Annotated in this window: 24 protein-coding genes; 10 read left to right on the top strand and 14 right to left on the bottom strand. The window is 44.6% G+C overall.

Features of this window, described 5'->3' with window-relative positions; genetic code table 11:
* Nucleotides 1–415: 415 nt before the first annotated feature.
* The 3 genes from FN815_RS18910 to FN815_RS10445 all read right to left on the bottom strand — a co-directional run bounded on the left by FN815_RS18910 (nt 416) and on the right by FN815_RS10445 (nt 1,674).
* The gene (locus FN815_RS18910) at nt 416–586 is read right to left on the bottom strand and encodes a YegP family protein (protein WP_020404701.1); all 171 of its coding nucleotides are present in this window, start codon (nt 584–586) and stop codon (nt 416–418) included.
* Between the two features lie 158 nt (nt 587–744).
* Entirely contained in the window at nt 745–1,164 is a 420-nt protein-coding gene (locus FN815_RS10450) for an OsmC family protein (RefSeq protein WP_142454589.1), read from the bottom strand.
* A 57-nt stretch (nt 1,165–1,221) separates the two neighbouring features.
* Nucleotides 1,222–1,674, bottom strand: coding sequence for a DUF4174 domain-containing protein (locus FN815_RS10445; protein WP_142454588.1), 453 nt, complete (start codon nt 1,672–1,674; stop codon nt 1,222–1,224).
* 123 nt (nt 1,675–1,797) lie between these two features.
* Here FN815_RS10445 and FN815_RS10440 point away from each other — a divergent pair, with 123 nt between their 5' ends.
* The gene (locus tag FN815_RS10440; protein WP_142454587.1) at nt 1,798–2,052 is read left to right on the top strand and encodes a TIGR03643 family protein; all 255 of its coding nucleotides are present in this window, start codon (nt 1,798–1,800) and stop codon (nt 2,050–2,052) included.
* A gap of 22 nt (nt 2,053–2,074) precedes the next feature.
* Here FN815_RS10440 and FN815_RS19235 read toward each other — a convergent pair whose 3' ends face one another.
* Nucleotides 2,075–2,200 (bottom strand): hypothetical protein, encoded by a 126-nt coding sequence (locus FN815_RS19235; RefSeq protein WP_281286792.1) that lies wholly within the window; start codon nt 2,198–2,200, stop codon nt 2,075–2,077.
* Between the two features lie 81 nt (nt 2,201–2,281).
* On the opposite strand from FN815_RS19235, the gene hisG reads away from it, so the two are divergent.
* The 6 genes from hisG (at nt 2,282) to FN815_RS10410 (ending at nt 9,677) form a co-directional block, all read left to right on the top strand.
* Nucleotides 2,282–3,163 (top strand): ATP phosphoribosyltransferase, encoded by an 882-nt coding sequence (gene hisG, locus FN815_RS10435; RefSeq protein ID WP_142454586.1) that lies wholly within the window; start codon nt 2,282–2,284, stop codon nt 3,161–3,163.
* 235 nt (nt 3,164–3,398) lie between these two features.
* Nucleotides 3,399–4,685, top strand: coding sequence for a histidinol dehydrogenase (gene hisD / locus FN815_RS10430; protein WP_185957269.1), 1,287 nt, complete (start codon nt 3,399–3,401; stop codon nt 4,683–4,685).
* A 275-nt stretch (nt 4,686–4,960) separates the two neighbouring features.
* On the top strand, nt 4,961–6,010 hold the full coding sequence (gene hisC / locus FN815_RS10425) for a histidinol-phosphate transaminase (RefSeq protein ID WP_142454584.1): 1,050 nt from the start codon (nt 4,961–4,963) through the stop codon (nt 6,008–6,010).
* Nucleotides 6,011–6,216: 206 nt separating this feature from the next.
* On the top strand, nt 6,217–7,101 hold the full coding sequence (gene hisB / locus FN815_RS10420; RefSeq protein ID WP_142454583.1) for an imidazoleglycerol-phosphate dehydratase HisB: 885 nt from the start codon (nt 6,217–6,219) through the stop codon (nt 7,099–7,101).
* A gap of 7 nt (nt 7,102–7,108) precedes the next feature.
* On the top strand, nt 7,109–7,723 hold the full coding sequence (gene hisH / locus FN815_RS10415) for an imidazole glycerol phosphate synthase subunit HisH (protein ID WP_142454582.1): 615 nt from the start codon (nt 7,109–7,111) through the stop codon (nt 7,721–7,723).
* Nucleotides 7,724–8,147: 424 nt separating this feature from the next.
* The gene (locus tag FN815_RS10410; RefSeq protein WP_142454581.1) at nt 8,148–9,677 is read left to right on the top strand and encodes a SulP family inorganic anion transporter; all 1,530 of its coding nucleotides are present in this window, start codon (nt 8,148–8,150) and stop codon (nt 9,675–9,677) included.
* 40 nt (nt 9,678–9,717) lie between these two features.
* Here the strand turns inward: FN815_RS10410 and FN815_RS10405 are convergent, their stop codons facing one another.
* The 7 genes from FN815_RS10405 to FN815_RS10375 all read right to left on the bottom strand — a co-directional run bounded on the left by FN815_RS10405 (nt 9,718) and on the right by FN815_RS10375 (nt 14,992).
* Nucleotides 9,718–10,257 carry a gamma-glutamylcyclotransferase family protein gene (locus FN815_RS10405; protein ID WP_142454580.1) on the bottom strand — a complete coding sequence of 180 codons (540 nt, stop codon included), beginning with the start codon at nt 10,255–10,257 and terminating at the stop codon, nt 9,718–9,720.
* Between the two features lie 9 nt (nt 10,258–10,266).
* Nucleotides 10,267–11,055: a zinc metalloprotease gene (locus FN815_RS10400; RefSeq protein WP_142454579.1), complete on the bottom strand. Its 789-nt coding sequence runs from the start codon at nt 11,053–11,055 to the stop codon at nt 10,267–10,269.
* 140 nt (nt 11,056–11,195) lie between these two features.
* Nucleotides 11,196–12,392, bottom strand: a complete 1,197-nt coding sequence (locus tag FN815_RS10395) for a pyridoxal phosphate-dependent aminotransferase (RefSeq protein ID WP_142454578.1) — start codon at nt 12,390–12,392, stop codon at nt 11,196–11,198.
* A 122-nt stretch (nt 12,393–12,514) separates the two neighbouring features.
* Entirely contained in the window at nt 12,515–13,009 is a 495-nt protein-coding gene (gene coaD / locus FN815_RS10390) for a pantetheine-phosphate adenylyltransferase (RefSeq protein ID WP_142454577.1), read from the bottom strand.
* Between the two features lie 9 nt (nt 13,010–13,018).
* Nucleotides 13,019–13,573, bottom strand: a complete 555-nt coding sequence (gene rsmD, locus FN815_RS10385) for a 16S rRNA (guanine(966)-N(2))-methyltransferase RsmD (RefSeq protein WP_142454576.1) — start codon at nt 13,571–13,573, stop codon at nt 13,019–13,021.
* Between the two features lie 85 nt (nt 13,574–13,658).
* On the bottom strand, nt 13,659–14,519 hold the full coding sequence (locus FN815_RS10380) for a hypothetical protein (RefSeq protein ID WP_142454575.1): 861 nt from the start codon (nt 14,517–14,519) through the stop codon (nt 13,659–13,661).
* On the bottom strand, nt 14,519–14,992 hold the full coding sequence (locus FN815_RS10375) for a DUF350 domain-containing protein (protein ID WP_142454574.1): 474 nt from the start codon (nt 14,990–14,992) through the stop codon (nt 14,519–14,521). The genes FN815_RS10380 and FN815_RS10375 overlap by 1 nt, the downstream gene beginning before the upstream one ends.
* Before the next feature lie 167 nt (nt 14,993–15,159).
* On the opposite strand from FN815_RS10375, the gene FN815_RS10370 reads away from it, so the two are divergent.
* The gene (locus FN815_RS10370) at nt 15,160–16,464 is read left to right on the top strand and encodes an MATE family efflux transporter (RefSeq protein WP_142454573.1); all 1,305 of its coding nucleotides are present in this window, start codon (nt 15,160–15,162) and stop codon (nt 16,462–16,464) included.
* Nucleotides 16,465–16,716: 252 nt separating this feature from the next.
* On the opposite strand, the gene ruvB is transcribed toward FN815_RS10370, so the two are convergent.
* Complete coding sequence (gene ruvB, locus FN815_RS10365; protein ID WP_142454572.1) at nt 16,717–17,733, bottom strand: Holliday junction branch migration DNA helicase RuvB; 1,017 nt, start codon at nt 17,731–17,733, stop codon at nt 16,717–16,719.
* Nucleotides 17,734–17,825: 92 nt separating this feature from the next.
* Here ruvB and ppk1 point away from each other — a divergent pair, with 92 nt between their 5' ends.
* Nucleotides 17,826–20,066 carry a polyphosphate kinase 1 gene (ppk1, locus tag FN815_RS10360; protein WP_142454571.1) on the top strand — a complete coding sequence of 747 codons (2,241 nt, stop codon included), beginning with the start codon at nt 17,826–17,828 and terminating at the stop codon, nt 20,064–20,066.
* Between the two features lie 102 nt (nt 20,067–20,168).
* Here the strand turns inward: ppk1 and FN815_RS10355 are convergent, their stop codons facing one another.
* Both FN815_RS10355 and FN815_RS10350 read right to left on the bottom strand, forming a co-directional pair.
* Entirely contained in the window at nt 20,169–20,975 is an 807-nt protein-coding gene (locus tag FN815_RS10355; protein ID WP_142454570.1) for a tetratricopeptide repeat protein, read from the bottom strand.
* An 82-nt stretch (nt 20,976–21,057) separates the two neighbouring features.
* On the bottom strand, nt 21,058–21,603 hold the full coding sequence (locus FN815_RS10350) for an RNA polymerase sigma factor (protein WP_142454569.1): 546 nt from the start codon (nt 21,601–21,603) through the stop codon (nt 21,058–21,060).
* 206 nt (nt 21,604–21,809) lie between these two features.
* On the opposite strand from FN815_RS10350, the gene FN815_RS10345 reads away from it, so the two are divergent.
* Nucleotides 21,810–22,550 carry a segregation and condensation protein A gene (locus tag FN815_RS10345; RefSeq protein ID WP_142454568.1) on the top strand — a complete coding sequence of 247 codons (741 nt, stop codon included), beginning with the start codon at nt 21,810–21,812 and terminating at the stop codon, nt 22,548–22,550.
* The last annotated feature ends 26 nt before the right edge of the window (nt 22,551–22,576 follow it).

The raw sequence follows: 22,576 nt of genomic DNA, 5'->3' as shown, positions 1-22,576 counted from the left end.
TAGCTCTGCTATAATCCAGAGAGAGGGCTGTGGAATAAGTATCGGCACTGTTACCAAAGACCATGTACCCCCCCTGTGCTGAAATCTTAAGGCTTATACTGAAAGTTTCTGTGCCCTTTGTGTCCGGTCATCTTGATCCCGATGATTCGGGACGAAAGATCTTGCATTTTGCAGAGCATTAGGACACCATTCCTGAACCACTTTTTCCAGTGACTCTTAGAGCACTAACTTTGGCCTGTTTGTATTCATTTTTTGGCTAAGGTTCTTCAGCCCCCGACTTATTCGGGGCTTCAGAATGACTGCTGGGAGTATATTTTTAGGAATATTGAAGAGCAGAGTTTTAAACCCTTAGCTGAGACCAACAAAAAAAGCCTCTCCGGTGGGGAGAGGCTTAAAAGATGATCTAAAAAATCAGTTAAAATTTTCTCAGATAGCTGGTGCATTCGTTGCAATCTTTCCCGTCTTTGCGGGCATCTTCTTCTTTTTCAAAACCCTGACTGGAAAAGGCCTCAATATCACCGCTTTTGGAAACTCGTCTCCATCTCCATTCGCCTTTAACGTCTTGGTATAACTCACATTTAGCCATAGATAAGTATCTGATTTATTGTAATTTAATATCTCTAAATATAGCTAAAATGTGGCTCAGAATCAATTTTAGACGGTTTCACGATTAAAAAAGGAAGATTAAAACGCTTCGCTATGGAAGATTGCTCTTAGAATAATCTTCCATCTTTTAATCTTCAATTATCTAATCTCATAATCATAACTAATCTTAGAACCCTTCTCCAGCGCCTTGGAAACGGAGCAGTACTTGGTGATAGAAAGCTTTAAGGCGCGTTCTACTTTCTTGGGATCCAAATCGCCTTCAAAAATATAGTGCATGTGAATAGACTTGTATTCGGAATGGCTGGCGCCTTCCACGTTTTGGCGATCTCCGTCTACTTCAACTTTTAGCCCGGTAAGCTTTTGTTTTTGTTTTTCCAGGATGTTAACCACATCAATAGCACTACAACCTCCGGCTCCGGCAAGCAACAGTTGCATAGGCGAAAGTCCGCCCTCCAGCCCACCGATGGAATTAGAGCCATCTATGCGGATTTTGCCATTGGTTTCATTTTCTGATTCAAAATGCAGGCCTTCGCCCAGCCAGTTCACATCAATTTTCATGGGTAATTGTCTTTTTGCTGATTTTAGTGGTCGGCAATAATTTAACCACTTCCACTTCTATTTACCATCCCTCTTCATCTCCCGCTGACGCATCGGCATGGCATCAATTACTTTGAATAGTTTCTGTGATGAAATTGCCTCATCCGAGCGTAGCTTTTCCGTGCCGTCTTTGCCAATCAAAAGAACGGTGAATGCGGAGTCAGAGAGGTCAAACTTGGTTGAGATCGTTTCGGCACTGTTCTGCTCAATGTGGGTTCCATGAATGGAAAGATCGGTTTCAGGAGCAGCATAGAATACCTTTAAATCGCGCTCAGTAAAACCTTCCGTGTGTTCTTCGATGATTTGATTCATTACCTGAAAATCGTTGTGATTGACGCTTGGAGAGAAAATAAGTAAGAGCCGGTTTTCCCATTGATAGTCTTCCAGCTGCAGTTCCATACCGGATTGAGCTGAACTATTGGTAGTAGCGAAGAGAATAAAAATGGTTAATGCGCTGAGAAGGAATTTCATAAGCAAGGTCTCTTAATTAGGATGAATATGTAATTCAAACAGTGCAGGCGAGGGAAAAGTTTTAATTTTTTGAAACGGAATGGAGGGAAGATTTGATTGGATGGGTAAATTAAAAAGGAAATTATGGCTGATTTAGATAAACTATCCAAAGCAGATAAAAGCAGAATCATTGAAATGGCATGGGAAGACCGCACGCCTTTTGATGCCATCGAATTTCAATTTGGCCTGGATGAGGAGGAAACCATCGCGCTGATGCGAAAAGAAATGAAACGATCCAGTTTTAAGATGTGGAGAAAGCGGGTAAGCGGGCGGTATACCAAACACCGCAAAAAGAGAAAAGAAGAAGTGGGTCGCTTTGTAAGCCCGAACCAATATTAAATTATCTGAAAATGTTAGCTGCTTAGTTGTCAAGAAATTGAACAATGCCTATTTTGAATCCGTGATAAAAAACAGCCTCCATATCACTCATCATATTCATCACGATGTCCATCATGCCCATCGCGGACATCACCACATTGATGTGCATTAATTTCGCACGTCTTCGATCTCTCTTTTTCTACCCTCTTTTATTCTTACTTTTTAACTCAATTTTTTATTTACCAATACTATGAACCGAACGAAGGATTCTTCTACCTCATTACGCATTGCCATCCAGAAAAGCGGTCGTTTGACCGATAAAACCATTGATTTGCTGGAAGGCATTGGCATTGAATTTGATAACTACAAGCGCAACCTGATTGTTAAAACCCGCAACTTTGATGTAGAGTTGCTACTGCTTCGGGATGATGATATTCCCGAGTATGTGCAAGATGGTGTATGCGACCTTGGCTTTGTAGGCGCTAATGAAACACAGGAAACCGGCGCCGATGTAACAGCCATCAGGGATTTAGGATATGGAAAATGCCGGCTTTCTTTGGCCGCTCCAAAAAACGGAGACATCAAAAAGCCGGAAGATTTTGACGGAAAGAAAGTAGCCACCAGTTATCCCAATCTGACCCGGAAGTTTTTTGAGAGCCGTGGCATTGATATTCAAATTATTGAGATTGCCGGCGCGGTGGAAATTGCCCCCCAGCTGGAAGTGGCTGATGCCATTGTTGACCTGGTTTCCTCGGGCGGTACGCTGAAAGCAAATGGTTTGGTGGAACTGAACACTATTCTTGAATCCCAGACGCAACTCATTCGCACCAATAAAGAACTCTCACCGGGCAAGCAGCAGCTGATTGAGAAGTTTTTAGTACGTATGGATGGCCATCAGCAAGCAGCAAAAAGCCGGTATATTATGATGAACGCCCCGGAGGCTTCAGTGGAAGAAATCAAAAAAATTATTCCTTCTATGAAAAGCCCTACGGTAATGCCGCTGGCTGAAAAAGATATGGTGGCTGTTCATACCGTGATTCCTATCGAGAAATTCTGGACGGTAATGGAAGAGCTGAAAGCCGCCGGAGCCACGGACATCGTGATGCTGCCCATTGAAAGCATGATTATGTAGAACATCGAACATTCAACTCCACAAGATTCCCCTCTTGGGAGGCCCCGAGTTATTCGGGGAGGGGAGGGTAACTGGTGCCAAGGAATCAGTGCCAGAATTTCCCCAAACACTTACTGCTACTCGCTCTCGCATTCTGTGTTGGAGCGTGACATTTTGAATAACGATATCACTCGCTCCGCTGCTCTGCTGCGGAATGCTTTTAGGAGGCTCAGCCTCCAACCAAGAGGTAAATATGATGAAAACATATAACTACTCAGAATTATCGCAGGAAGAATCAAACAAGCTGCTGAAGCGGCCCAAAATTGATTTCAGTTCCATCTTCCAAACAGTACAACCGATTTTGGATGCGGTAGAGAAAAATGGCGATGAGGCCGTCAGGAAATTCACTGAACAATTTGACGGGGTGAAATTGGATTCCGTGGTTATCAACCCACAAGAAACAGAAGTGACGGTTGATGAGGAAACAAAAGAAGCCATCGATGTGGCTTTCGATAACATCTTCCGGTTTCACAAAGCCCAATATCCGGAGCCCATGGAGGTGGAGACCATGCCGGGTGTGCGATGTATGAAAGTGACGCGGCCCATTGAGCGGGTGGGATTGTACGTGCCGGGAGGAACCGCCATTTTACCTTCAACCGCAATGATGTTATCCATCCCGGCCATGATTGCTGGTTGTACCACCAAAGTGCTGGCCACTCCGCCCCGGAAAGATGGAACCGTAGCTCCGGAAATCATTTACATAGCACAGAAAGCAGGTATTGACACCATTTTGCTGGCAGGCGGTGCGCAGGCGGTTGCCGCCATGGCATTGGGAACTGATTCGGTGCCGAAAGTGGACAAAATTTTTGGTCCCGGTAACCAGTATGTGACGGCCGCAAAGATGATTCTGCAAAACTCGGAAGCACAGATCAGTATTGATATGCCGGCGGGACCGTCGGAGGTATTGGTGGTTGCAGACGGTGAGGCCAATCCTGCTTTTGTGGCGGCCGACTTGCTCTCCCAGGCTGAGCATGGCAAAGACAGCCAGGTGGTATTGGTGGCCACTGCTGAATTCAATTTAGAAGTTTTGAATACAGAATTAGAGGTGCAACTGGATGCGTTGCCTCGCAAAGAAATGGCAGCGAAAGCCCTGGATAACAGTTTCACGCTGGTAGTAGATTCGTTGGAGGAAGCTTTTTCATTCTCCAATCAATATGCTCCGGAGCATTTGATAGTGAATGTGGAGGAAGCTGAGTCATACACCGATCTAATCATTAATGCCGGATCGGTGTTTTTAGGACAGCTTACCCCTGAAAGCGTGGGCGATTATGCCTCGGGCACCAATCACACCTTGCCTACCTATGGATATGCCCGAATGTACAGCGGGGTGAACCTGGCGGCTTTTCAAAAATCAGTGACCATGCAGTCACTAAATGAGGAAGGCTTGAAAAATATTGGACCTGCAGTGGAAAAACTGGCAGATTTAGAAGAACTTCAGGCGCATAAGAATGCAGTGAGCCTGAGATTAAGAAACATCGAATAATGAACTTTCTGGTAATTTTAAATTTTGAATGCTAAATGTTGAATTGATTCGGAGTTAGCTTGATAAGCTTCCCCGCTTGGGCGGGGATTGAGGGGTGGGTAAATGTTGCCAGCCATAAAGCTTTACCCTTTAAAAGAAATTGTATTAGAACACAGATAACACAGATTTGGCGGATGATTATTGATTAGAAAACAACATGATGGCGATTGTCTTGTTCATCCGCGTTCCACTAAAAATATTGAGACAAATAAAGAAGTATATATAAACCGGTATAAATGAAGAAAATAGACATCAACTCCCTGGTGAGGGAAAACATTAGAAACCTGAAACCTTATCGCAGTGCACGGGATGATTTTGATTCCGGGATTTTGCTGGATGCCAACGAGAACAGTTTTGGGGCTCCCTACGCAGACGACCTTGAACTGAACCGTTACCCCATGCCATACCAAGAGCTGTTGCGGGATAAAATTGCCACCTTTCGCGGCGTGAATCGCGAAAATGTATTTGTAGGCGTGGGCAGTGATGAAGCTATTGACCTGCTGTTCCGGATATTCTGCCGGCCGGGTAAGGATCGCATTATCATCAACCCTCCAACTTATGGGATGTATAAAGTGTCGGCCAACATCAACGATGTGGCAGTGGATGAAGTACTGCTCACAGAAGGTTTCCAGTTGCAGCCGGAGAAAATCTTAGAAGCAGTGAAACCGGAAACCAAGCTGATTTTTATCTGCTCGCCCAACAATCCCACTGCCAACAGCATGAGTGTGACTGATATCGCGAAAGTGCTGGAAGGTTTTGATGGCATGGTGGTGGTAGATGAAGCATATATTGATTTCAGCCAGCAGGGTAGCCTCGCCAATAACCTGGAAGAGTTTACTAATTTGGTGGTATTACAAACGATGTCAAAATCATTTGGACTGGCCGGCATTCGGTTGGGAGTAGCACTGGCCAACCCGGAAATCATCTCGTACATGATGAAAGTAAAGGCTCCTTACAATGTGAATAAGCTCACCTCTCAGAAAGCCCTGCAGGCTTTTTCCAGCCTCGATGATGTTACACGGAATATTGAAGCCATCATGGAAGAGCGGGAGCGGGTAATTGCTGAACTGGTTACTTTTCCACAGGTGGAGAAAGTATTCCCCACGGATGCTAATTTTGTAATGTTTCGTATTGATGATGCTCAGGAAGTGTATAAAAAGCTGGCAGATGAAGGCGTGATTGTTCGCTATCGCGGAAATGAACCGCATTGTGAAAATTGCCTGCGACTGACGGTAGGAACCTCAGTGGAAAATGACCGGTTTTTTGAAGCGCTTGGAAGTCTGTAATTATGAATGCTGAATGTTGAATTTTGAGTTTTGCTCAAACAAAGACATCCGAAATAGAATATCGATAACACTTCTCACTAAAAGAGTTTCCCCGCTTGGGCGGGGATAAAGGGGTGGGTAAGGTGACCAAGGCCTGTAAAAAACTGCAACATCGAAACTTTTATTAACCATGGCGGACAAACAGTCTGCCCTAAGGAACCAAACTCATGCTCATTTCCATCACTAAAAAAGCACTGAATGATCCAAATGGGGAGTTCCTGTTCAGAGAACAAACCATATCATCCCTGAAAAGTATTTCCGATGGCGGGCGGGACATTCATGTGTCTACAGCCGACCTATCCCCAGACCAAAAAAAAATATTAGAGCAAGAGAATGTTTCTCTTTTTGAAGATGGCGAGCCTGATTTCTTGATTGATGAAGTTGAGGGCAAGCTGGTGCTGAAAAAAGAAGATGAGGTATTGATTGAATCGGAGAGCTGGGGAGCTGTAGTTAAGTTCATTACCACCAAAGCACGAACAGCTTCCATCCAGCGAAAAACCAATGAAACGGACATTAACATAGAAATAAACCTGGATGGAACAGGGAAAGCCGATATTTCTACGGGTTTAAACTTTTTTGATCACATGCTGGACCAAATTGCCCGGCACGGGCTCATTGATTTAAAACTGAAGTGTGACGGTGACCTGGAAGTGGATGAGCACCACACCATAGAGGATGTAGCCATTGCACTGGGTGAAGTGATTACTAAAGCACTTGGAGAAAAAAAGGGAATTGAACGTTATGGTTTTGTGTTACCTATGGACGAAACGCAAGCTACGGTGGCTATAGATTTGTCTGGAAGGCCATATTTAGTTTTTGAAGGCTCTTTAAGGAGAGAGTATGTAGGTGACTTTCCCACTGAAATGATTGAACATTTTTTTTATAGCCTGGCGATGAACTTGAAAGCCACATTACATGTTAGCTTTGCCGGAAAAAATGATCACCACAAAATAGAAGCCTGCTTTAAGGGTCTTGCCCGGGCTCTAAAGATGGCTATAGAACAAAACGGGCGAATAAAAAACCAAATTCCAAGTTCCAAAGGAACTTTGTAGGTCATTCATGATTGCTATCATCAAGTATAAAGCTGGGAATACAGCCTCTGTCGCAAATGCACTTGAGCGGCTGGGTACGGATTATTATTTAGCTGAAACACCTGACGAACTGAATAAAGCGGACGGAATTATTTTTCCAGGCGTAGGCCATGCCGGTGCAGCCATGCAGTCGCTTAAAGATCAAAAAATTGATACATGGTTAAAGAATACCGAAAAGCCGGTGTTGGGAATCTGTGTTGGGATGCAGTTGCTATATGAAACCTCAAGTGAGGGTAACACGGTAGGTTTGGGTATTATAGACGGAGGCCTGGAGAAGTTTGATGAAAGTCAGGCCAAAGTACCACACATGGGTTGGAACCGTATCAACCTACAGGTTGAGTCACATCCGATTCTTAGGAACATCATCCCTAAACATTATCTGTATTTTGTACACAGTTACTATGCCCCGGTAAGTGAAGATACACTGGCAGCCTGCAATTACATTAATGACTTTACAGCCATTGTGGCCAAAGACAATTTTATTGGGGTACAGTTTCATCCCGAAAAATCGGGGAACGTAGGTTCACTTATTCTACAAAATTTTCTGGATATGGTGTATTCACCTGAAAAAGTAAAAGCCTGAAGGTAGTTTCTGCAGAAATTTCTTTTCTCTTTTTTGTGGAATATCAGGTTGATTAATCTGGCTGCTCTGTCCTGATTCTCGCACAAAAGGCCAAGCTATTTTTCCTATTTAATTTTTCTATAAAGGGTATTTAAGTAGGTATTAAGGGTGTTTTGGATTTTTAACACACTGTTTGTGGCCGGGTGATTTCCGGCTATTTTTCTAAAAAACCGCTACCAAAAATGTTATCGAGAGATGCAACTAAGTTCATGATTTCGTAACACGAAAAAACACTTTCTCCTATTCTTTCTGGTTGTATAGTTGCTTAGTTTTATGTCGTACAAATACGACAGGATGCTTTATTGCTCTTCGATTCTTGCTCATCTCTTCGCTGCATCCTACCAAAAAACACATTTTTAATCTACGATAACATTCATCAACTGTAATGAAGAAGTACCTGGACCTTTTTGGTCTCAATGATAAAATAGACTATAAAACTGAAACCCTGGCGGGCCTGACCGTGGCTATGGCCTTAATTCCCGAAGCGGTAGCTTTTGCGATGATTGCCGGTCTGTCACCTTTGACAGGACTGTATGCAGCCTTTATGATGGGATTAGTGACTTCCATCATTGGCGGACGCCCCGGCATGATTTCCGGCGCAACCGGAGCTGTAGCCGTAGTGCTGGTTGCCTTGGCGCAATCACATGGACCTGAATACATTTTTGCTACCGTTATTCTAGCGGGAATTCTGCAGGTGATTGCCGGTTCACTGAAACTCGGTAAGCTGATGCGTCTGGTCCCCCACCCCGTAATATTCGGTTTCGTAAACGGATTGGCCATCATCATCTTTATGTCTCAGCTGGACCAGTTTAAAGGTCCTTCCGGTGCATGGTTATCCGGTGAGCCGTTATTTACGATCTTGGGATTGGTGGCACTTACCATCCTCATTATCTGGGGACTGCCCAAGATTACCAAAGCCATACCGGCCTCTCTGACGGCTATCGTGACGGTCTTCGCAGTGGTAGTTGCCTTTGGGATAGAAACGCGCACAGTGGGCGATATAGCCTCTATCAGCGGTGGTTTCCCCCCGTTTCACATTCCGGAAATACCGCTTACCTGGGAAGCTTTTATGCTGATTCTACCGTATTCAGCGATTATGGCCGGAGTAGGTTTGATTGAAAGTTTGCTGACCTTGAACATTATCGATGAAATTACAGAGACCCGTGGAAATGGCAACCAGGAGGCTAAGGCACAAGGTATTGCCAATATTTTCTCCGGTTTCTTTTCAGGGATGGGTGGCTGCGCGATGATCGGCCAAAGTCTTATTAACGTTTCCTCCGGTGCCCGAACCCGTATCTCCGGGATCGTAGCTTCGGTAATGTTGCTGGTGTTTATCATGTTTGGTTCCGGTTTGATTGAGCTGATGCCCATGGCAGCACTCACCGGCTTGATGATTATGGTAGCTGTGGGAACCTTTGAGTGGGCCAGTCTGCGAACATTTAACCGCATGCCAACACCTGATATTATAGTGATGGTATTGGTTACTCTAATCACCGCGTTCCTGCATAACCTGGCTTTAGCGGTTTTAATTGGTGTGATTATAGCTGCTCTTGTATTTGCCTGGGAAAACTCTAAGCGCATTCGTGCCCGCAAGCACATCGATGAGAATGGTGCCAAACACTACGAAATTTATGGACCGCTGTTTTTCGGTTCGGTTACGGTATTCAACTCTAAATTTGATGTACTCAATGATCCGGAGGAAGTGATTATAGATTTCGCCGAAAGCCGTGTAGTGGATATGTCGGCCATTGAGGCGTTAAATAAGATTACGGAGCGATATCAGAAAGTGGGTAAGAAGGTGCATCTAAAACATTTGAGTAAAGACTGTCGCAAATTGCTTTCAAATGCTGATGATATCATTGATGTAAACGTGATGGAAGATCCCACCTACAAATTGGCCGTCGATAAACTTTAAGACTGTTACCTATTGGTTATGATCAAAGCCCCTGTTCGGTTCAGCTGGATTGGGGCTTTTTTTGTAACTGCATTTTTTGAATGAGCTGTTTATTCTTTCTGGCTCTTCGTTTTTGGGGATCTTCAATGCTTGGTGTTTGCTGAATTTTTTGAAGATAGGGTTCAGGAAATTCCATGTATTCTGCTCCCAGATACACCAATTGCTTATACCAGTTGTAGGGCAAAATTTCGGGATCGGTATAGCCGGGCATGGCTTGATACGTAAAACAGGTGATTTCGCGTTTGTCATCAAGCTCCACGCCAACATCAATTTTATGATATCCGTGGCCTAAGGCTTCGTATCGGTTGAGTAACCGTTCCTGTTTTTTAGAAAGTTTATAGATGGAGCCGAATACCTCATCTAAAAGGTTTTCTGTGAATGCAATATTTCCTTTACCTGAACCATCTCTTGCCGATTTATTGAATAACAATCTGGCCATAGGCAACCGGCCACGGCCATGAGCTTCAGACTTGCCCAGACGTTCCCGCAGCCTCAAAGGGTGCAGATTTGAACCGTAAGCAAAGTAATATCGGTTTTTCATCCTGAAGAGCTATTGCCCTCCATTTGCTTGAAGGTCAGCCAGGCAGTTGGCATCCAGAGAAGGGACTTGGCTGCCAAAAAACTGTTCAACTAAATCAGGACGTTCCATAGCGTAATACATCAAGCAGTTTTCATTCGTGCAATGGTTGCCATGCTCGGCATCCTGGTGGTTGGTTTGCATTTCGGTGCCTGAGTTGGAAATGTTGACCAGTCCAAAAAGATGTCCAAATTCATGCCGGAAAGATGTGGCTTGTATCTGATAGTCTGAAGGAGCTCCAAAACCACTGGTGGCGTCATCATAGGCAGCTCCGAAAAATGCTGTTGAAGTGTTATAGTAAGCTACACCAAGCACATTATTGTTTTCAAAATATCCATCGGTAATCAGCATGTAGGCGGCTAATTTGTCATCCTCGGAAAATTCATTGCGGTGATCTTCTTCTAAAGAGCGGATATCATTGGCTGAATAGTTGTTGTTTCCTGCAGCTGGAATTTCCTGCGGTGCTAAAATCGTAACAGATTGCTTATTCAGTCGTTGCTCCAGAAAAGTCTGAAGATTGTTTAATGCCTCCTGATTTGGAGAATGTCCAGGCATGTAATCAATTTCAACCACCAACTCTATAAAGGTGGAATCAGACAAAAAGCTATGCGCCGATAACCCAGGACTTAAGGTATTAGAATAGAGGTCGTCATTATTTCCTGAAGAAGCAGGATCTCCGTCGCAGGCAGTAATGACAAAGACGAGGCCGCCCAAAATCAGCAGAAGAAAAGAATTCAAAAATCGACGAGAATAATAATTCATGATCGTAGTATTTGTTTGCCGGTCAATATGTTAAATGGTACGAAGGCTAAAAGTGTTCCACCTGTTTTCACAAAAAAGGCCCTGCATAAGTGTGCAGAGCCTTGAGATAATGAATGATGTTGAAAATGGAAGTCTTGGTTCTACTTCTTCAAGCTTTTCAGTCCTTTCTCAAACCGGCTCATGGCCTCTTCAAGATCTTCTTTTGAAGCAGCATAGCTGAGGCGTACGCCGTTTGGTTCCCCAAAGGCATCACCAGGTACCAGCGCCAAGCCGTACTCGTCAAGCAAGTACAGGCAGAGGTCGGTGGACGACTCAATGGTCTCACCGTCAGGCTTCTGAGCGCCTATGTAGGCTGAAATATCCGGGAATACATAAAATGCGCCGCCGGGAGTAAAACAGCTCACACCGTCAAAGGAGTTGAGCGTCTCAATCAGGTAGTCGCGACGCTCTTTAAATTGATCGCGCATCTTGTGTACTTCATCAAGAGAGTTGGTATACGCGGCTTCTCCAGCTTTCTGTGAGATAGAGGAAGGCGCCGAGGTTTCCTGGCTCTGAATTTTAGCCACAGCGCTTACAATTTCGCTGGGTCCTGCGAGGTAGCCTAAGCGCCAGCCGGTCATCGCAAAGCCCTTGGAAAAGCCGTTGATAAGCAGCACGCGGTCTTTAAGGTCAGGAGCCACATTCAGGATGCCCACATGGTCGCGGTCAAATACGATGTACTCATAAATTTCGTCAGAAATCACATACACATCCGGGTGCTTACGGAGCACTTCTGCCAGGTCTTTAAGCTCTTCTTCGGTGTACTGAGCTCCTGTTGGGTTTGATGGAGAACATAAAATCAGTGCCTTGGTTTTGGGTGTGATGGCCTCTTCCAGTTGTTCCGGAGTGAGCTTAAAGTTGTGCTCGAAAGAGGTGCGAACCGTCACGGATTCACCCTCGGCCAGACACACCATCTCAGGATATGACACCCAATATGGAGCCGGGATAATCACTTCATCACCGGGATTAACCAGGGAAAGAATGCTGAATCCAACAGACTGCTTGGCACCGTTGGAGCAAATAATTTGAGAGGGCTCGAAATCAAGTTTGTTATCCCGTTTCAACTTGGCACAAATAGCTTCCCGCAGTTCCGGGGTTCCAGGGTTCATGGTGTACCCGTGAAAGCCGTCTTCAATAGCTTTGATGGCCGCATCACAAATATGTTTAGGTGTTTTGAAATCGGGTTCGCCGGCGCTAAGCGAAATGATTGATTTTCCCTGTCGCTTAAGCTCTTTAGCGCGTCCTGTTACTTTCAGGGTTGCGGATGGCTGTACGTTTTGTGCTCGCTGTGAGATCATTTGTTTAGTGTTTATCTATGATGTGAGTGAGTTGTTGGTTAGATACTTAAATCTGATAGTGAATATACTATACCAGAAGGGAAATTGGGAAATAAGCTTGTAAGGAAATAAAGAGGCCGGACTTAACGGTCTTTATATTTATCCTTAAGGGCTCTGGCTACATTATCCGGAACAAAAGAGCTGAGGTCTCCGCCCCAATATGCTACTTCTTTCACGATGGAGGCCGAAATAAAAGTAAATTCCTCATCCGGCATCAGGAAGATGGTATCTACTTCGGGGGCCAGGCGTTTATTGGTGAGGGCCATGCGAAATTCATATTCAAAGTCAGAGATTTGACGTACACCACGCACCAGGGTATCGGCTTTCATTTTTTTGGCGTGATCTACCAGCAGTCCGGTAAATTGTGTGACTTCAATATCCTTTGCCCATGCTTCATCGGCAATGCATTTCTTGATGAGTTCTACCCGTTCGTCTCCGGTAAATACGGCCTGCTTTTTCTTGTTTACGGCTACGGTAACAATAACTTTTTCGAATAGCTTGGCTGCCCGCTTAAGGATATCAAGGTGGCCGTTGGTCATGGGATCAAAGGATCCCGGGTATAAAGCGATAGTTTTCATAAGGCTGTTTTACTCCGAATCTACCGGTTGGCGGCGAAAGATGCTAACGATGGTGCGGCCGTATGCGCGGGATTCAGCCCAAAATTCATGGTCGCTGAAATCCTTGTATTTGTCATGTTCCAAAAGCAGCCAGCCTTCTTCGGTAAGCCAGTCTTTGGCAAACACTTTATCTACTACTTCTTCCATCGAAGGGTAATCGTAAGGCGGATCACAAAAAATAAAATGATGTGGGGTGGCTGGCCCGCTTAGATAGTGTTGTACATCGGCGCAAACTACACGCATTTGATCTTCAACACCAAGTTCAGCAGCGGTTTTTTCGATAAGTTTGGTGTTGCCTGCATCGTGTTCGATGGCTGTTACGTGATCAGAGCCGCGCGAGAGGGCTTCAAAGCCCAGGTTGCCCGAGCCGGCAAAAAGATCCAGAATTGAAGTTCCATCCAGGTAATAACGGGCTTCAATCAGGTTGAAAATGCTTTCTTTGGTGCGATCGGTGGTTGGGCGAACGTCCAGCCCGTCCGGTATGCTAATGCGTCTTCCTTTTAGTTTTCCGGTAATAATCCGCATAAGGAATGATGAAATTTTAAGTTATAAATGATAAATGAAGCAGGGCTCAATTTAACATTTATAACGGAGCATTTAAGGCTTCAAATCAAAAATCCAGGCTTAGCAAAATAGCGGGGAAAGCAGCTGCAAGATCAAAGCCATAGGTTTCTTCTTCGGCTTCTACCCCAATTTCTTCCAGGCTATTGAGGCGTGATATTTCCGCCGAATCATCCCAAAAACCCTTCAGGGCTTGCTCTACGGCATGGGTTTGATGACCAAACAGGTAAATGGTTTCGTGAATACCCCGCATCCAGCTGGAATGCGCTGATTGTTGTAGCCAGTGATACGGTAAATCTTCCCGCTGATCAAACGAAATGTACGTAGCCGCACGAAACTTGCCTAGCAGAAAAGAGGTAACCGAGAGCACGTTTTGGTGGCAGCCAATCATCATAAAAGAACCGCCGGGCTTGGCAAAAGCCGACCACTTTTGGGCCATTTCAAAATCACTGCTAAAGTCGGTAGTGGCTACGCGGGTCGTTAGTTTATCAAAACCGTCCATTAAATTACGGCGTCTCAGGCACAGAAACCGGTATTCGTTGTTGTGCAGCTCGTGCCAGGTGGGTTCAATATGTTCGCGTTCAACGCCTTTCATCAAAATGGAGAGGTGGTCTTCACGTTCGTCGGCATTGTCGTACACAACTTTGGGGAAAACGGTCCAGCATTCGTGCGCGGGATGGGTAAGTGCACGGACCGATTTTATATTATGCCGGGTTCGAAAATCTTCGAAAGTAGAAACGAGGTGGGGAAAGTAATCGGAGTGTTGACGGGTAATAGCGTCAATCACATTGAAATTGAAATCGAAAGAGCCTATACGAAAAAGGTGTTTGTCCCTTTCCGGATCGTTAATAGAATAGAACAATCGATCCGAGAAAAAACAAACACCTAAATTAGCAGAAGCTGCATTCATTAATTCCAGTTTGGAGCATTACGCAAAGTAGTGCGTTCCAGGCTACCAACGGCATCATCGGTATCAGGATCTTCCAACAAATAAATTTGCGGACGCAGCGTATCGTTCAGCGTATATTCCCATTTGTTGTGCGGTGGGCGTGGAGAATATACCAGAGAGTCAGGATTGTATACATCAAAAGTGGTTCCGAACAGAGAATCTCCCATTGCTATCATCAGGGAATCGGTTTTCAGGAAGTTAACCAAACTGTCTAACCCGCCTTCGGTAGGTGGAAACGTGTCGTTTCTGGTTTGATACTGGATGAGGGCATCCTTGGTGTCAACCAGGCGCTGGCGCACGTCTTCGCGCATAGCCTGCCGTTCTCTAACTTCCTGATAAGGGGTTACCAGGGAATCATATAACCAGTATCCAAGGCCAATAATGATTACTCCAAGTACAAATGTGATAAGTTTATTGCGGGTTTCAATGTCCATGTGAAAAGCAAATAAGTTGAATAATTTGTGTGAAAGAATTTACAGAGAAAGAAAATACACGCACACCCATAGATATGCAACCGTAAGCAAAGTTAAAAATAGGAATTCATTATTGAGTTACAGACCGTATTTTCCACCGCCAATTTTAATTAAGATCCCTGTTTTTCTTGAACCGCCAAATCCTCCGGCTAGCCATACCAAACATCATCAGCAATCTATCAGTGCCTCTGCTGGGTGCCATTGATACCGCCGTGGTTGGCCGGCTGGAACATGTGTATTACCTTGGCGCCATTGCCGTTGGCAGTATCATTTTTGATTTTATTTTTTGGGGATTCGGTTTCTTGAGAATGGGCACCACCGGACTGGTAGCACAGGCCTACGGGGCCGGTAATGAACGGGAAACACGTATAATACTGATGCGCGTGCTTATTGTGGCCGCGATCAGTAGTCTGGCGATCCTGCTGCTTCAGCTGCCTATAATCGAGCTCTCGCTTTACCTGATCAATGCCTCGCCGGAAGTGGAAGAATACACCCGGCTCTATTATCACATTCGCATATTTGCAGCTCCCGCTACGCTGGCACTTTTTGGCATCAATGGTTGGTTTTTGGGGATGCAGAACTCACACTATCCCATGGCGGTTACCATATTTTTAAACCTTGTAAATATTGGGCTGAACCTGCTTTTTGTGTTCCGGTTTGGGATGAATGTAGACGGGGTGGCAACCGGTAGTTTAGTGGCTAGTTTCCTGGGACTCGGCCTGGCTTTTATCCTCTACAAAAGAAAGTACGGCGGGATGAAGCTGAATATCCAATTCAGTGAGCTGATAGAAGCGAGCGAGATAAAACGCTTTTTCACAGTGAACCGGGATATTGTGATTCGTACGCTATGCCTCATCTTTTCTTATGCGTTTTTCACGGCTAAATCGGCAGCTATGGGGGATGTGGTTCTGGCTGCAAATACCATTCTGCTGCAAATGTGGTACATCAGCTCGTATGGCACCGATGGTTTTGCCTACGCCGCTGAAAGTTTAGTGGGGCGATTTAAAGGAGCCGGAACCCCAGACAAACTCAAACTGGCCGTTAAAGCCAATATGCTATGGGGGCTGGGATTAGGCTTATTTGGTACTATCGCTTATGCTCTATTTGATGCTGAAATCATTGCCCTGTTCACCGATAAGGAGCCCGTGATAGCTATGGCCATGACGGTAGTCATCTGGTTGATTGTAGCGCCATTGGTCAACAGTGTGTGTTTTATTTGGGATGGGGTTTATATCGGGGCTACTGCAACGGGGGCTATGCGTAATTCCATGCTGGTGGCCACCTTCCTGGTATTTGTGCCGGTGTACTTCATCACTGCAGAAGATTATGGCATTCACGCTCTCTGGATGGCCATGACTGGCTTTATGGTTGCCCGGGGAGTGATACTAAGTATTTACGCGCCCTCGAGGATATTTGGCGAGCAGTCACTGTGATGGGTGTGATAATTTTGATGTATTGTGATGAATTTAATTACAGAATATCTTTTAAATCACAGGCATCACAGTTTTTGACAATGATTATTAAAGCGAAAGTATATCCAGATCTAATTCTATTCCAAGGGGCAAGCAGGTAAAGCAGAAACAGTATTTAACTCCTCTTTAACTGTGATCGGTGTGATAATTTGGATGCACTGTGATGAACAATATCATAGAACATCACTTAAATCACAGGCATCACACTCCCTGTTACCCGTCGAATAAATCCCGCTCCTTTTTCCCTTCAGAAATATCGAGGTATTCGTAAGCTTTGCGAGTGGCTATGCGGCCTTTGGGAGTGCGTTGCATAAAGCCTTCTTTGATAAGGAAAGGTTCGTACACCTCTTCGATGGTACCTTTGTCCTCACCTACAGCTACGCCTAAAGTGCTCAAACCTACCGGACCGCCACTGTAATTTTCGATGATGGCTTTGAGGATACGAATATCCATCTCGTCCAGTCCGTTTTGATCTACGTCAAGAGCATTCAGAGCTTTATCCGCTATTTTTTCATCAATCGTATCCAGGTTATCCACTTGGGCGAAATCGCGGGTACGGCGCAACAGCTTATTCACAATGCGGGGAGTACCACGACTACGACGGGCAATTTCATGAGCACCCGCTTCCGTGATACCTACGCCCATAATATGAGCGGTACGCAAAGCAATGCGTTGAAGTAATTCTACATCGTAATAATCCAGCCGCATGTCGATGCCGAAGCGTGCACGAAGGGGAGCCGTTAGCAGGCCTTTTCGGGTAGTAGCGCCTACCAGGGTAAAATGATTGAGCTCAATCTGGATGCTGCGTGCATTGGGGCCGGAATCGATCACGATATCCAGCTTGTAATCTTCCATAGCCGAGTAGAGGTATTCCTCAATCACGGGATTTAGCCGGTGGATTTCATCAATAAAAAGAACATCGCCCTCTTCCAGGTTGGTAAGCATACCGGCAAGATCACCGGGTTTTTCCAAAACAGGGCCGGTGGTGGGGCGAATTTTGACACCCATTTCATTAGCGATGATGTAAGACAGCGTGGTTTTTCCCAAGCCGGGAGGGCCGGAAAGAATCACGTGGTCAAGGGCATCACCCCGCTGACGTGCGGCTTTGATAAAAACAGAAAGATTGTTGATAGCCTTTTTTTGCCCGATAAAATCTTCAAGCGAACCCGGACGTACCGTCTGCTCAAACGCTTCTTCTTTTTCTTCGGGATTTAAAAGTGGATTATTCACGTTGGGTGTAAAAAGTGATTTGTTAACGCTAAGTTTACAGAATTATACTTAGTTTTAAGCCTAATTGCGCAGGTTAAATAAAAATAAGGTCGATGAAAAAAAACTCCCTATCGCCGGACGAAATTGAATTAGATCCATCCGTAGAACAACGATCCAATATGGGTAGTAAACAAGCCAATCCCAAAAAGAATGAAATTCTTAAGCGGAGAGGAATGCATAAAGATTTGAGGTCCAGCAACCTCAAAATTTTTGGGGATGAATACTTTCTGAATTATGAATTGAGCTGGCTGAAGTTCAACGGGCGTGTGTTGGAAGAGGCTCAAAATTCAAAGAATAAGCTACTGGAGCGAATCACTTTTTTATCTATTGTTTGTTCGAATCTGGACGAGTTCTTCCAAAAACGTGTGGGCGGCTTGAAAAGACAGCTGATGGCGCGGGTCAAGGATCTTTCGGTTGACGGAATGACGCCTTCTGACCAGCTACGTGCCATCCGCAAGGAAGTCAAAAGTATGATTGAGACCTACCGGAAAAGTTATTTTGAAGAACTCCGTCCAGCTCTTGATCAAAAGGGAATACATATCAAAAGATATTCCGAGCTCACCGATTTCCAGAAAAGTGTGTGCGACCGTTATTTTCAGAAACAGATTTATCCCATTGTAACACCTCTGGCGGTGGATGAGTCACACCCCTTTCCGTTTATATCGAACAAAAGTCTTTCTTTTGCCATAGAGCTTCAAAACCCGCGCACCAAAGAAAAATCGTTTGCAAGGCTTAAGATACCCGCCAATCGCAATCGTTTTATTGAGGCCGACCGTGCAGAACAGGAAGTAGTGCTGATACCTATCGAAGACCTGATTTATGAGAAAATGGATCAGTTTTTCCCGGGGATGGATGTGTTAAGTGCCCATATTTTCAGGGTAACCCGGAATGCGTCAGTGGACCGGAACGAGGAGGAAGCAGAGGACCTGCTGGAAACCATTGAGGATGAATTGCGAGAGCGCAAGTTTGCAGAGATTGTGCGCCTTGAAATTGACGTAGAAACGCCCCGACATATAAAAGAGTACCTGATTGAAAATCTGAAAATCAGCCGGAAGGATGTTTATGAAATGAGGGGAACCATCGGGTTGGCAGATGTAATGCAGATCGCACGTTTGAGTGGTTTTAGCAGGCTTAAAGAGCGCAATTGGGTGCCGGTGTTGCATCCTGCGTTAAAGCACAACCCGGAGGAAGAGTTGCCCAGTATTTTTGAAGTGATCAAGAAGGGTGATTTTATGGTGCACCATCCCTACCACAGCTTTGAATTTTCAACACAGCGTTTCTTAGAAGAAGCTGCTGAGGATCCTAAAGTACTGGCTATCAAGCAGACCTTGTACCGAACCTCAAAAGACTCCCCCCTCATGCATTCATTGATGAATGCCGCTGAAGAAGGCAAGCAAGTAGTGGTGCTGGTAGAAATCAAAGCCCGTTTTGATGAAGAGCGGAATATTAACTGGGCGCAAAAGCTGGAAAATTATGGCGTGCATGTAGCTTATGGAATTCCGGGGCTCAAAATTCACACTAAAATGACTATGGTGGTACGTGAAGAAAATGACGGTCTTAAAACCTATTGCCATATTGGTACAGGTAATTATCACCCCGATACAGCCCAACTATATGAAGACTTGGCGCTATTTACCTCCGATGATGATATCGGAAGTGATGTGACGGATGTATTCAATCTTTTAACTGGCTACGCTCCCGAGCAAAGTTTCGAGAAGCTGTTGGTAGCTCCACGGCACATGCGCAAGCAAATGAGTGCCTTAATCGATAAAGAAATTGAAGAGGCCGAGCAAGGGAATACGGCACGGATTATAGCCAAGATGAACAGCCTGGAAGATCCCTTAATTATCCAAAAGTTGTACAAAGCATCGGCAGCGGGGGTAAAAATAGATTTAATTGTACGGGGTGTATGCCGCCTGATTCCCGGTAAAGAAGGGTTAAGTGAAAACATACAGGTGCATTCTATTATTGGACGTTTTTTAGAGCACTCCCGCATTTATTACTTCCATCACGCCGGCGAGCATAAGTATTTTATGGGCTCCGCCGACTGGATGCACCGAAACCTGGATGCGCGGGTAGAGGCCATCACCCCAATTGAAAGGGAGCCCTTGAAAAAATATCTGCAGTACGTACTCAATGTTTATTTAAGGGATAATACCCAGCGATGGATTTTGCAGGCAGATGGTAGCTATGAGCGGGTGCAGCGAGAAAAAGGAACGGCCAAGTGCAGCACACATAAATTGTTGATGGCTCACATGAAAGAGTCCCGGAAGCCTGTTCCTCTTGTGGATTAATAGTTAGGCATATTTACTATATACTATAAAATCAAAGCTCCGACCGCTTGGCCGGAGCTTTGTTATTTACCCCCACATATCAGTTTAGCCTGATCTTTTCAATTAGTTTAAAGACTGGGTATCAAATTCCTCGTAATCAGATTCTCCAAGGTCGTCGTTTAGTTTTTTCAATATGCGGAACGCTGGTTTTCTGAAGACGCCATCCAGCTGATATGCTTTGTATACAGCATCACGAGCATCTTCAAGTTGTCCGGTATTGATCAGGGCATTTCCAAGGTACCAAAACCCTTTTTCCTGTATCATACGGCTGTGCTCTGCACGGGCTATAGCCTCATTAAAAGCAGAAATGGCATTTGGGTAATTACCTTCATTATAAAGCACAATGCCTTTATTCAGATAAGCTTTGGAGCCATAGGGTTCTTCATCATGGTTCTGAATAACTTCGTTAAATATTTCCAGGGCCCGGTTCTCGTTGCCGGAAATAACGGCTTCAAAGCCAAGGTTAAGCAGCGAATCAGCTGTGGTAATTCGGTCATCTTTTTTCATGGCCCGGATACCATCGGCCGTTTCCAACTGTGCGGCTGTAATATCTTGAACCACTAATTGGTTAAGACTGGTAGGCGTATCCACTTGAAAGAATTGTACAACAGTAATCGTCAAAATTACTACTGCGGCTGCGGCATACCAACTCCAGGAAGGTAATTTCCGAAGGGTGCTTTTCGACTGTTTTTGTTGTTTGGCCTGTTCTTCAATAATGGCCTTTACATTGACTTCCAACTCCAGCAGGTCCAGCAATTCAGGATTTTTTGCAAATACCGTCCATAGCTCTTGTATCTCCTCTTCGCCAAGTTTCCCCTTTATATAGGCGTCAATTTGTTGACGTATGTTATTTTCTTTTGATTTATCCATGGCTGAATTATTTAATCATAGCAGGATGTATCCTTAACTACATCCTGCTAAGTAAGAGCGATGAAAAAGCGATTCCTTACAATTATTTTTGAATTTTTTTTTCGACACATTCTTTGAGCAAATTTATGACGCGATGCTTCTTCGTCCAGGCATTGCTGACAGAGATATTAAAATAATCGGCAACCACCGATGTTTCGTAGCCCGGATGCTGAAACCAATATTCGATGTATTTTTGGTAATCACTCTTTAAAGCCTCCATGCAGCGTTTTAAAAGGGTCATTTTCTCTTTATCCAGTAAGCGATTCAGCTGATCAGGGCTGTCAGAATGGTGTTCGGGAAGTTCATCATAAGGCACTTCACGCTTCTTGTTTACGCGCTTCAAGTATTCATATTTAGCCGTGGTAAACAGGTAGTTTATGAGGGCGTCAGGGTGGTCAATTTCATCATTACGGATTTTTTCTATACCGATAAGCAGGGTATTTTGTGCGCAATCCTGTGCATCTTCGAGAGGTGCATCCATACGGACGGTGAGAAATTTGATGAGTACAGCAGTGATCACTTTAACCTGCCGACTGATTTCAGCATCGTCCTTTTCAAGAACAGCGTCCACAAATTTTGAGTAATCCATGCCCTTCATTATTGCCCTTTTACTTATATCGGCTCTTAAGTTGCGTACAAATCCTGGAGATACTAACCCCGCAACCGTATCATATTATAAAGTTTATTGAGCTGATTGTGCCCATTAATATTGGCATCAATCAATTACTTTAAAATAACATTCACATAGAAAAAGAAAATAAAGAAATTTAGTTTTTAAGAGTGTAGTTTTAGTGCATGTATCGCGTACAATTAAATAACTTTGAAGGACCGCTCGACCTGCTGCTTTTTTTTATTAAAAGAGACGAGCTGGATATTTACGATATCCCTATCTCCTATATCACCAACCAGTTTTTGGAATATATCCACGTGATGGAAGAACTGGACCTGGATGTAGCCAGCGAATTTATCCTGATGGCGAGCATGCTTATGTCTATCAAAGCCAAGATGATGATTCCAAGGGAAGATTCGGACGAAGAGGAATTGGATGAAACCGATCCGCGCTACGAATTGGTACAACGGCTGCTTGAGTATAAGCGGTATAAGGAAATGTCGGTAAAAATGGCTGACATGGATGATGAGACGCGTAAGCAATATATGCGCGGATATCCTGAGGCCGATGATGTGGAGCAACAGGCATCCGGTGAGGCTCTTCAAGACGTGACGATGTTTGACTTGATTGCGGCTTTCAAAAAGGTACTGCAGGATATTGAGCGTAAAAATATCGTACACCATGTAGAAAAAGTAAGTACCACGGTAGAAGAACAATCTGAATTTGTGCTGAACCGGTTGCAGGAACATGGACGCCAATCATTCATGGAAGTATGTGCTACCCTTAAAAACAAAATTTATGTAGTGGTAACCTTCCTGGCGGTACTTGAAATGATTAAGGAACAGCAAATCAACCTGTTTCTCGAAGACGAACCCACAGATTTTTATATCGACCTGAAACCCGTTGATGAAATCATCGGCGCATAAACACCTAATTCTTAAGCTATCCCCCT

The sequence above is a fragment of the Gracilimonas mengyeensis genome, from assembly GCF_900182705.1.
GTDB lineage: Bacteria > Bacteroidota > Rhodothermia > Balneolales > Balneolaceae > Gracilimonas > Gracilimonas mengyeensis.
The sequence above is the reverse complement of the archived record's forward strand: the minus strand, read 5'-3'. Positions and strand labels throughout refer to the sequence as shown.

Coding starts and splice junctions, on each gene's coding strand:
- FN815_RS10400 (WP_142454579.1), bottom strand. CDS start 11,055: ATGAATTATTATTCTCGTCGATTTTTGAATTCTTTTCTTCTGCTGATT.
- FN815_RS19235 (WP_281286792.1), bottom strand. CDS start 2,200: ATGCACATCAATGTGGTGATGTCCGCGATGGGCATGATGGACATCGTG.
- FN815_RS10440 (WP_142454587.1), top strand. CDS start 1,798: ATGGCTGATTTAGATAAACTATCCAAAGCAGATAAAAGCAGAATCATT.
- FN815_RS10375 (WP_142454574.1), bottom strand. CDS start 14,992: ATGGACATTGAAACCCGCAATAAACTTATCACATTTGTACTTGGAGTA.
- FN815_RS10355 (WP_142454570.1), bottom strand. CDS start 20,975: ATGGATAAATCAAAAGAAAATAACATACGTCAACAAATTGACGCCTAT.
- hisG (WP_142454586.1), top strand. CDS start 2,282: ATGAACCGAACGAAGGATTCTTCTACCTCATTACGCATTGCCATCCAG.
- hisC (WP_142454584.1), top strand. CDS start 4,961: ATGAAGAAAATAGACATCAACTCCCTGGTGAGGGAAAACATTAGAAAC.
- FN815_RS10450 (WP_142454589.1), bottom strand. CDS start 1,164: ATGAAAATTGATGTGAACTGGCTGGGCGAAGGCCTGCATTTTGAATCA.
- hisD (WP_185957269.1), top strand. CDS start 3,399: ATGAAAACATATAACTACTCAGAATTATCGCAGGAAGAATCAAACAAG.
- FN815_RS10405 (WP_142454580.1), bottom strand. CDS start 10,257: ATGAAAAACCGATATTACTTTGCTTACGGTTCAAATCTGCACCCTTTG.
- FN815_RS10350 (WP_142454569.1), bottom strand. CDS start 21,603: ATGGATTACTCAAAATTTGTGGACGCTGTTCTTGAAAAGGACGATGCT.
- FN815_RS10380 (WP_142454575.1), bottom strand. CDS start 14,519: ATGAATGCAGCTTCTGCTAATTTAGGTGTTTGTTTTTTCTCGGATCGA.
- hisH (WP_142454582.1), top strand. CDS start 7,109: ATGATTGCTATCATCAAGTATAAAGCTGGGAATACAGCCTCTGTCGCA.
- FN815_RS10395 (WP_142454578.1), bottom strand. CDS start 12,392: ATGATCTCACAGCGAGCACAAAACGTACAGCCATCCGCAACCCTGAAA.
- FN815_RS10410 (WP_142454581.1), top strand. CDS start 8,148: ATGAAGAAGTACCTGGACCTTTTTGGTCTCAATGATAAAATAGACTAT.
- ppk1 (WP_142454571.1), top strand. CDS start 17,826: ATGAAAAAAAACTCCCTATCGCCGGACGAAATTGAATTAGATCCATCC.
- coaD (WP_142454577.1), bottom strand. CDS start 13,009: ATGAAAACTATCGCTTTATACCCGGGATCCTTTGATCCCATGACCAAC.
- FN815_RS18910 (WP_020404701.1), bottom strand. CDS start 586: ATGGCTAAATGTGAGTTATACCAAGACGTTAAAGGCGAATGGAGATGG.
- FN815_RS10445 (WP_142454588.1), bottom strand. CDS start 1,674: ATGAAATTCCTTCTCAGCGCATTAACCATTTTTATTCTCTTCGCTACT.
- rsmD (WP_142454576.1), bottom strand. CDS start 13,573: ATGCGGATTATTACCGGAAAACTAAAAGGAAGACGCATTAGCATACCG.
- hisB (WP_142454583.1), top strand. CDS start 6,217: ATGCTCATTTCCATCACTAAAAAAGCACTGAATGATCCAAATGGGGAG.
- FN815_RS10345 (WP_142454568.1), top strand. CDS start 21,810: ATGTATCGCGTACAATTAAATAACTTTGAAGGACCGCTCGACCTGCTG.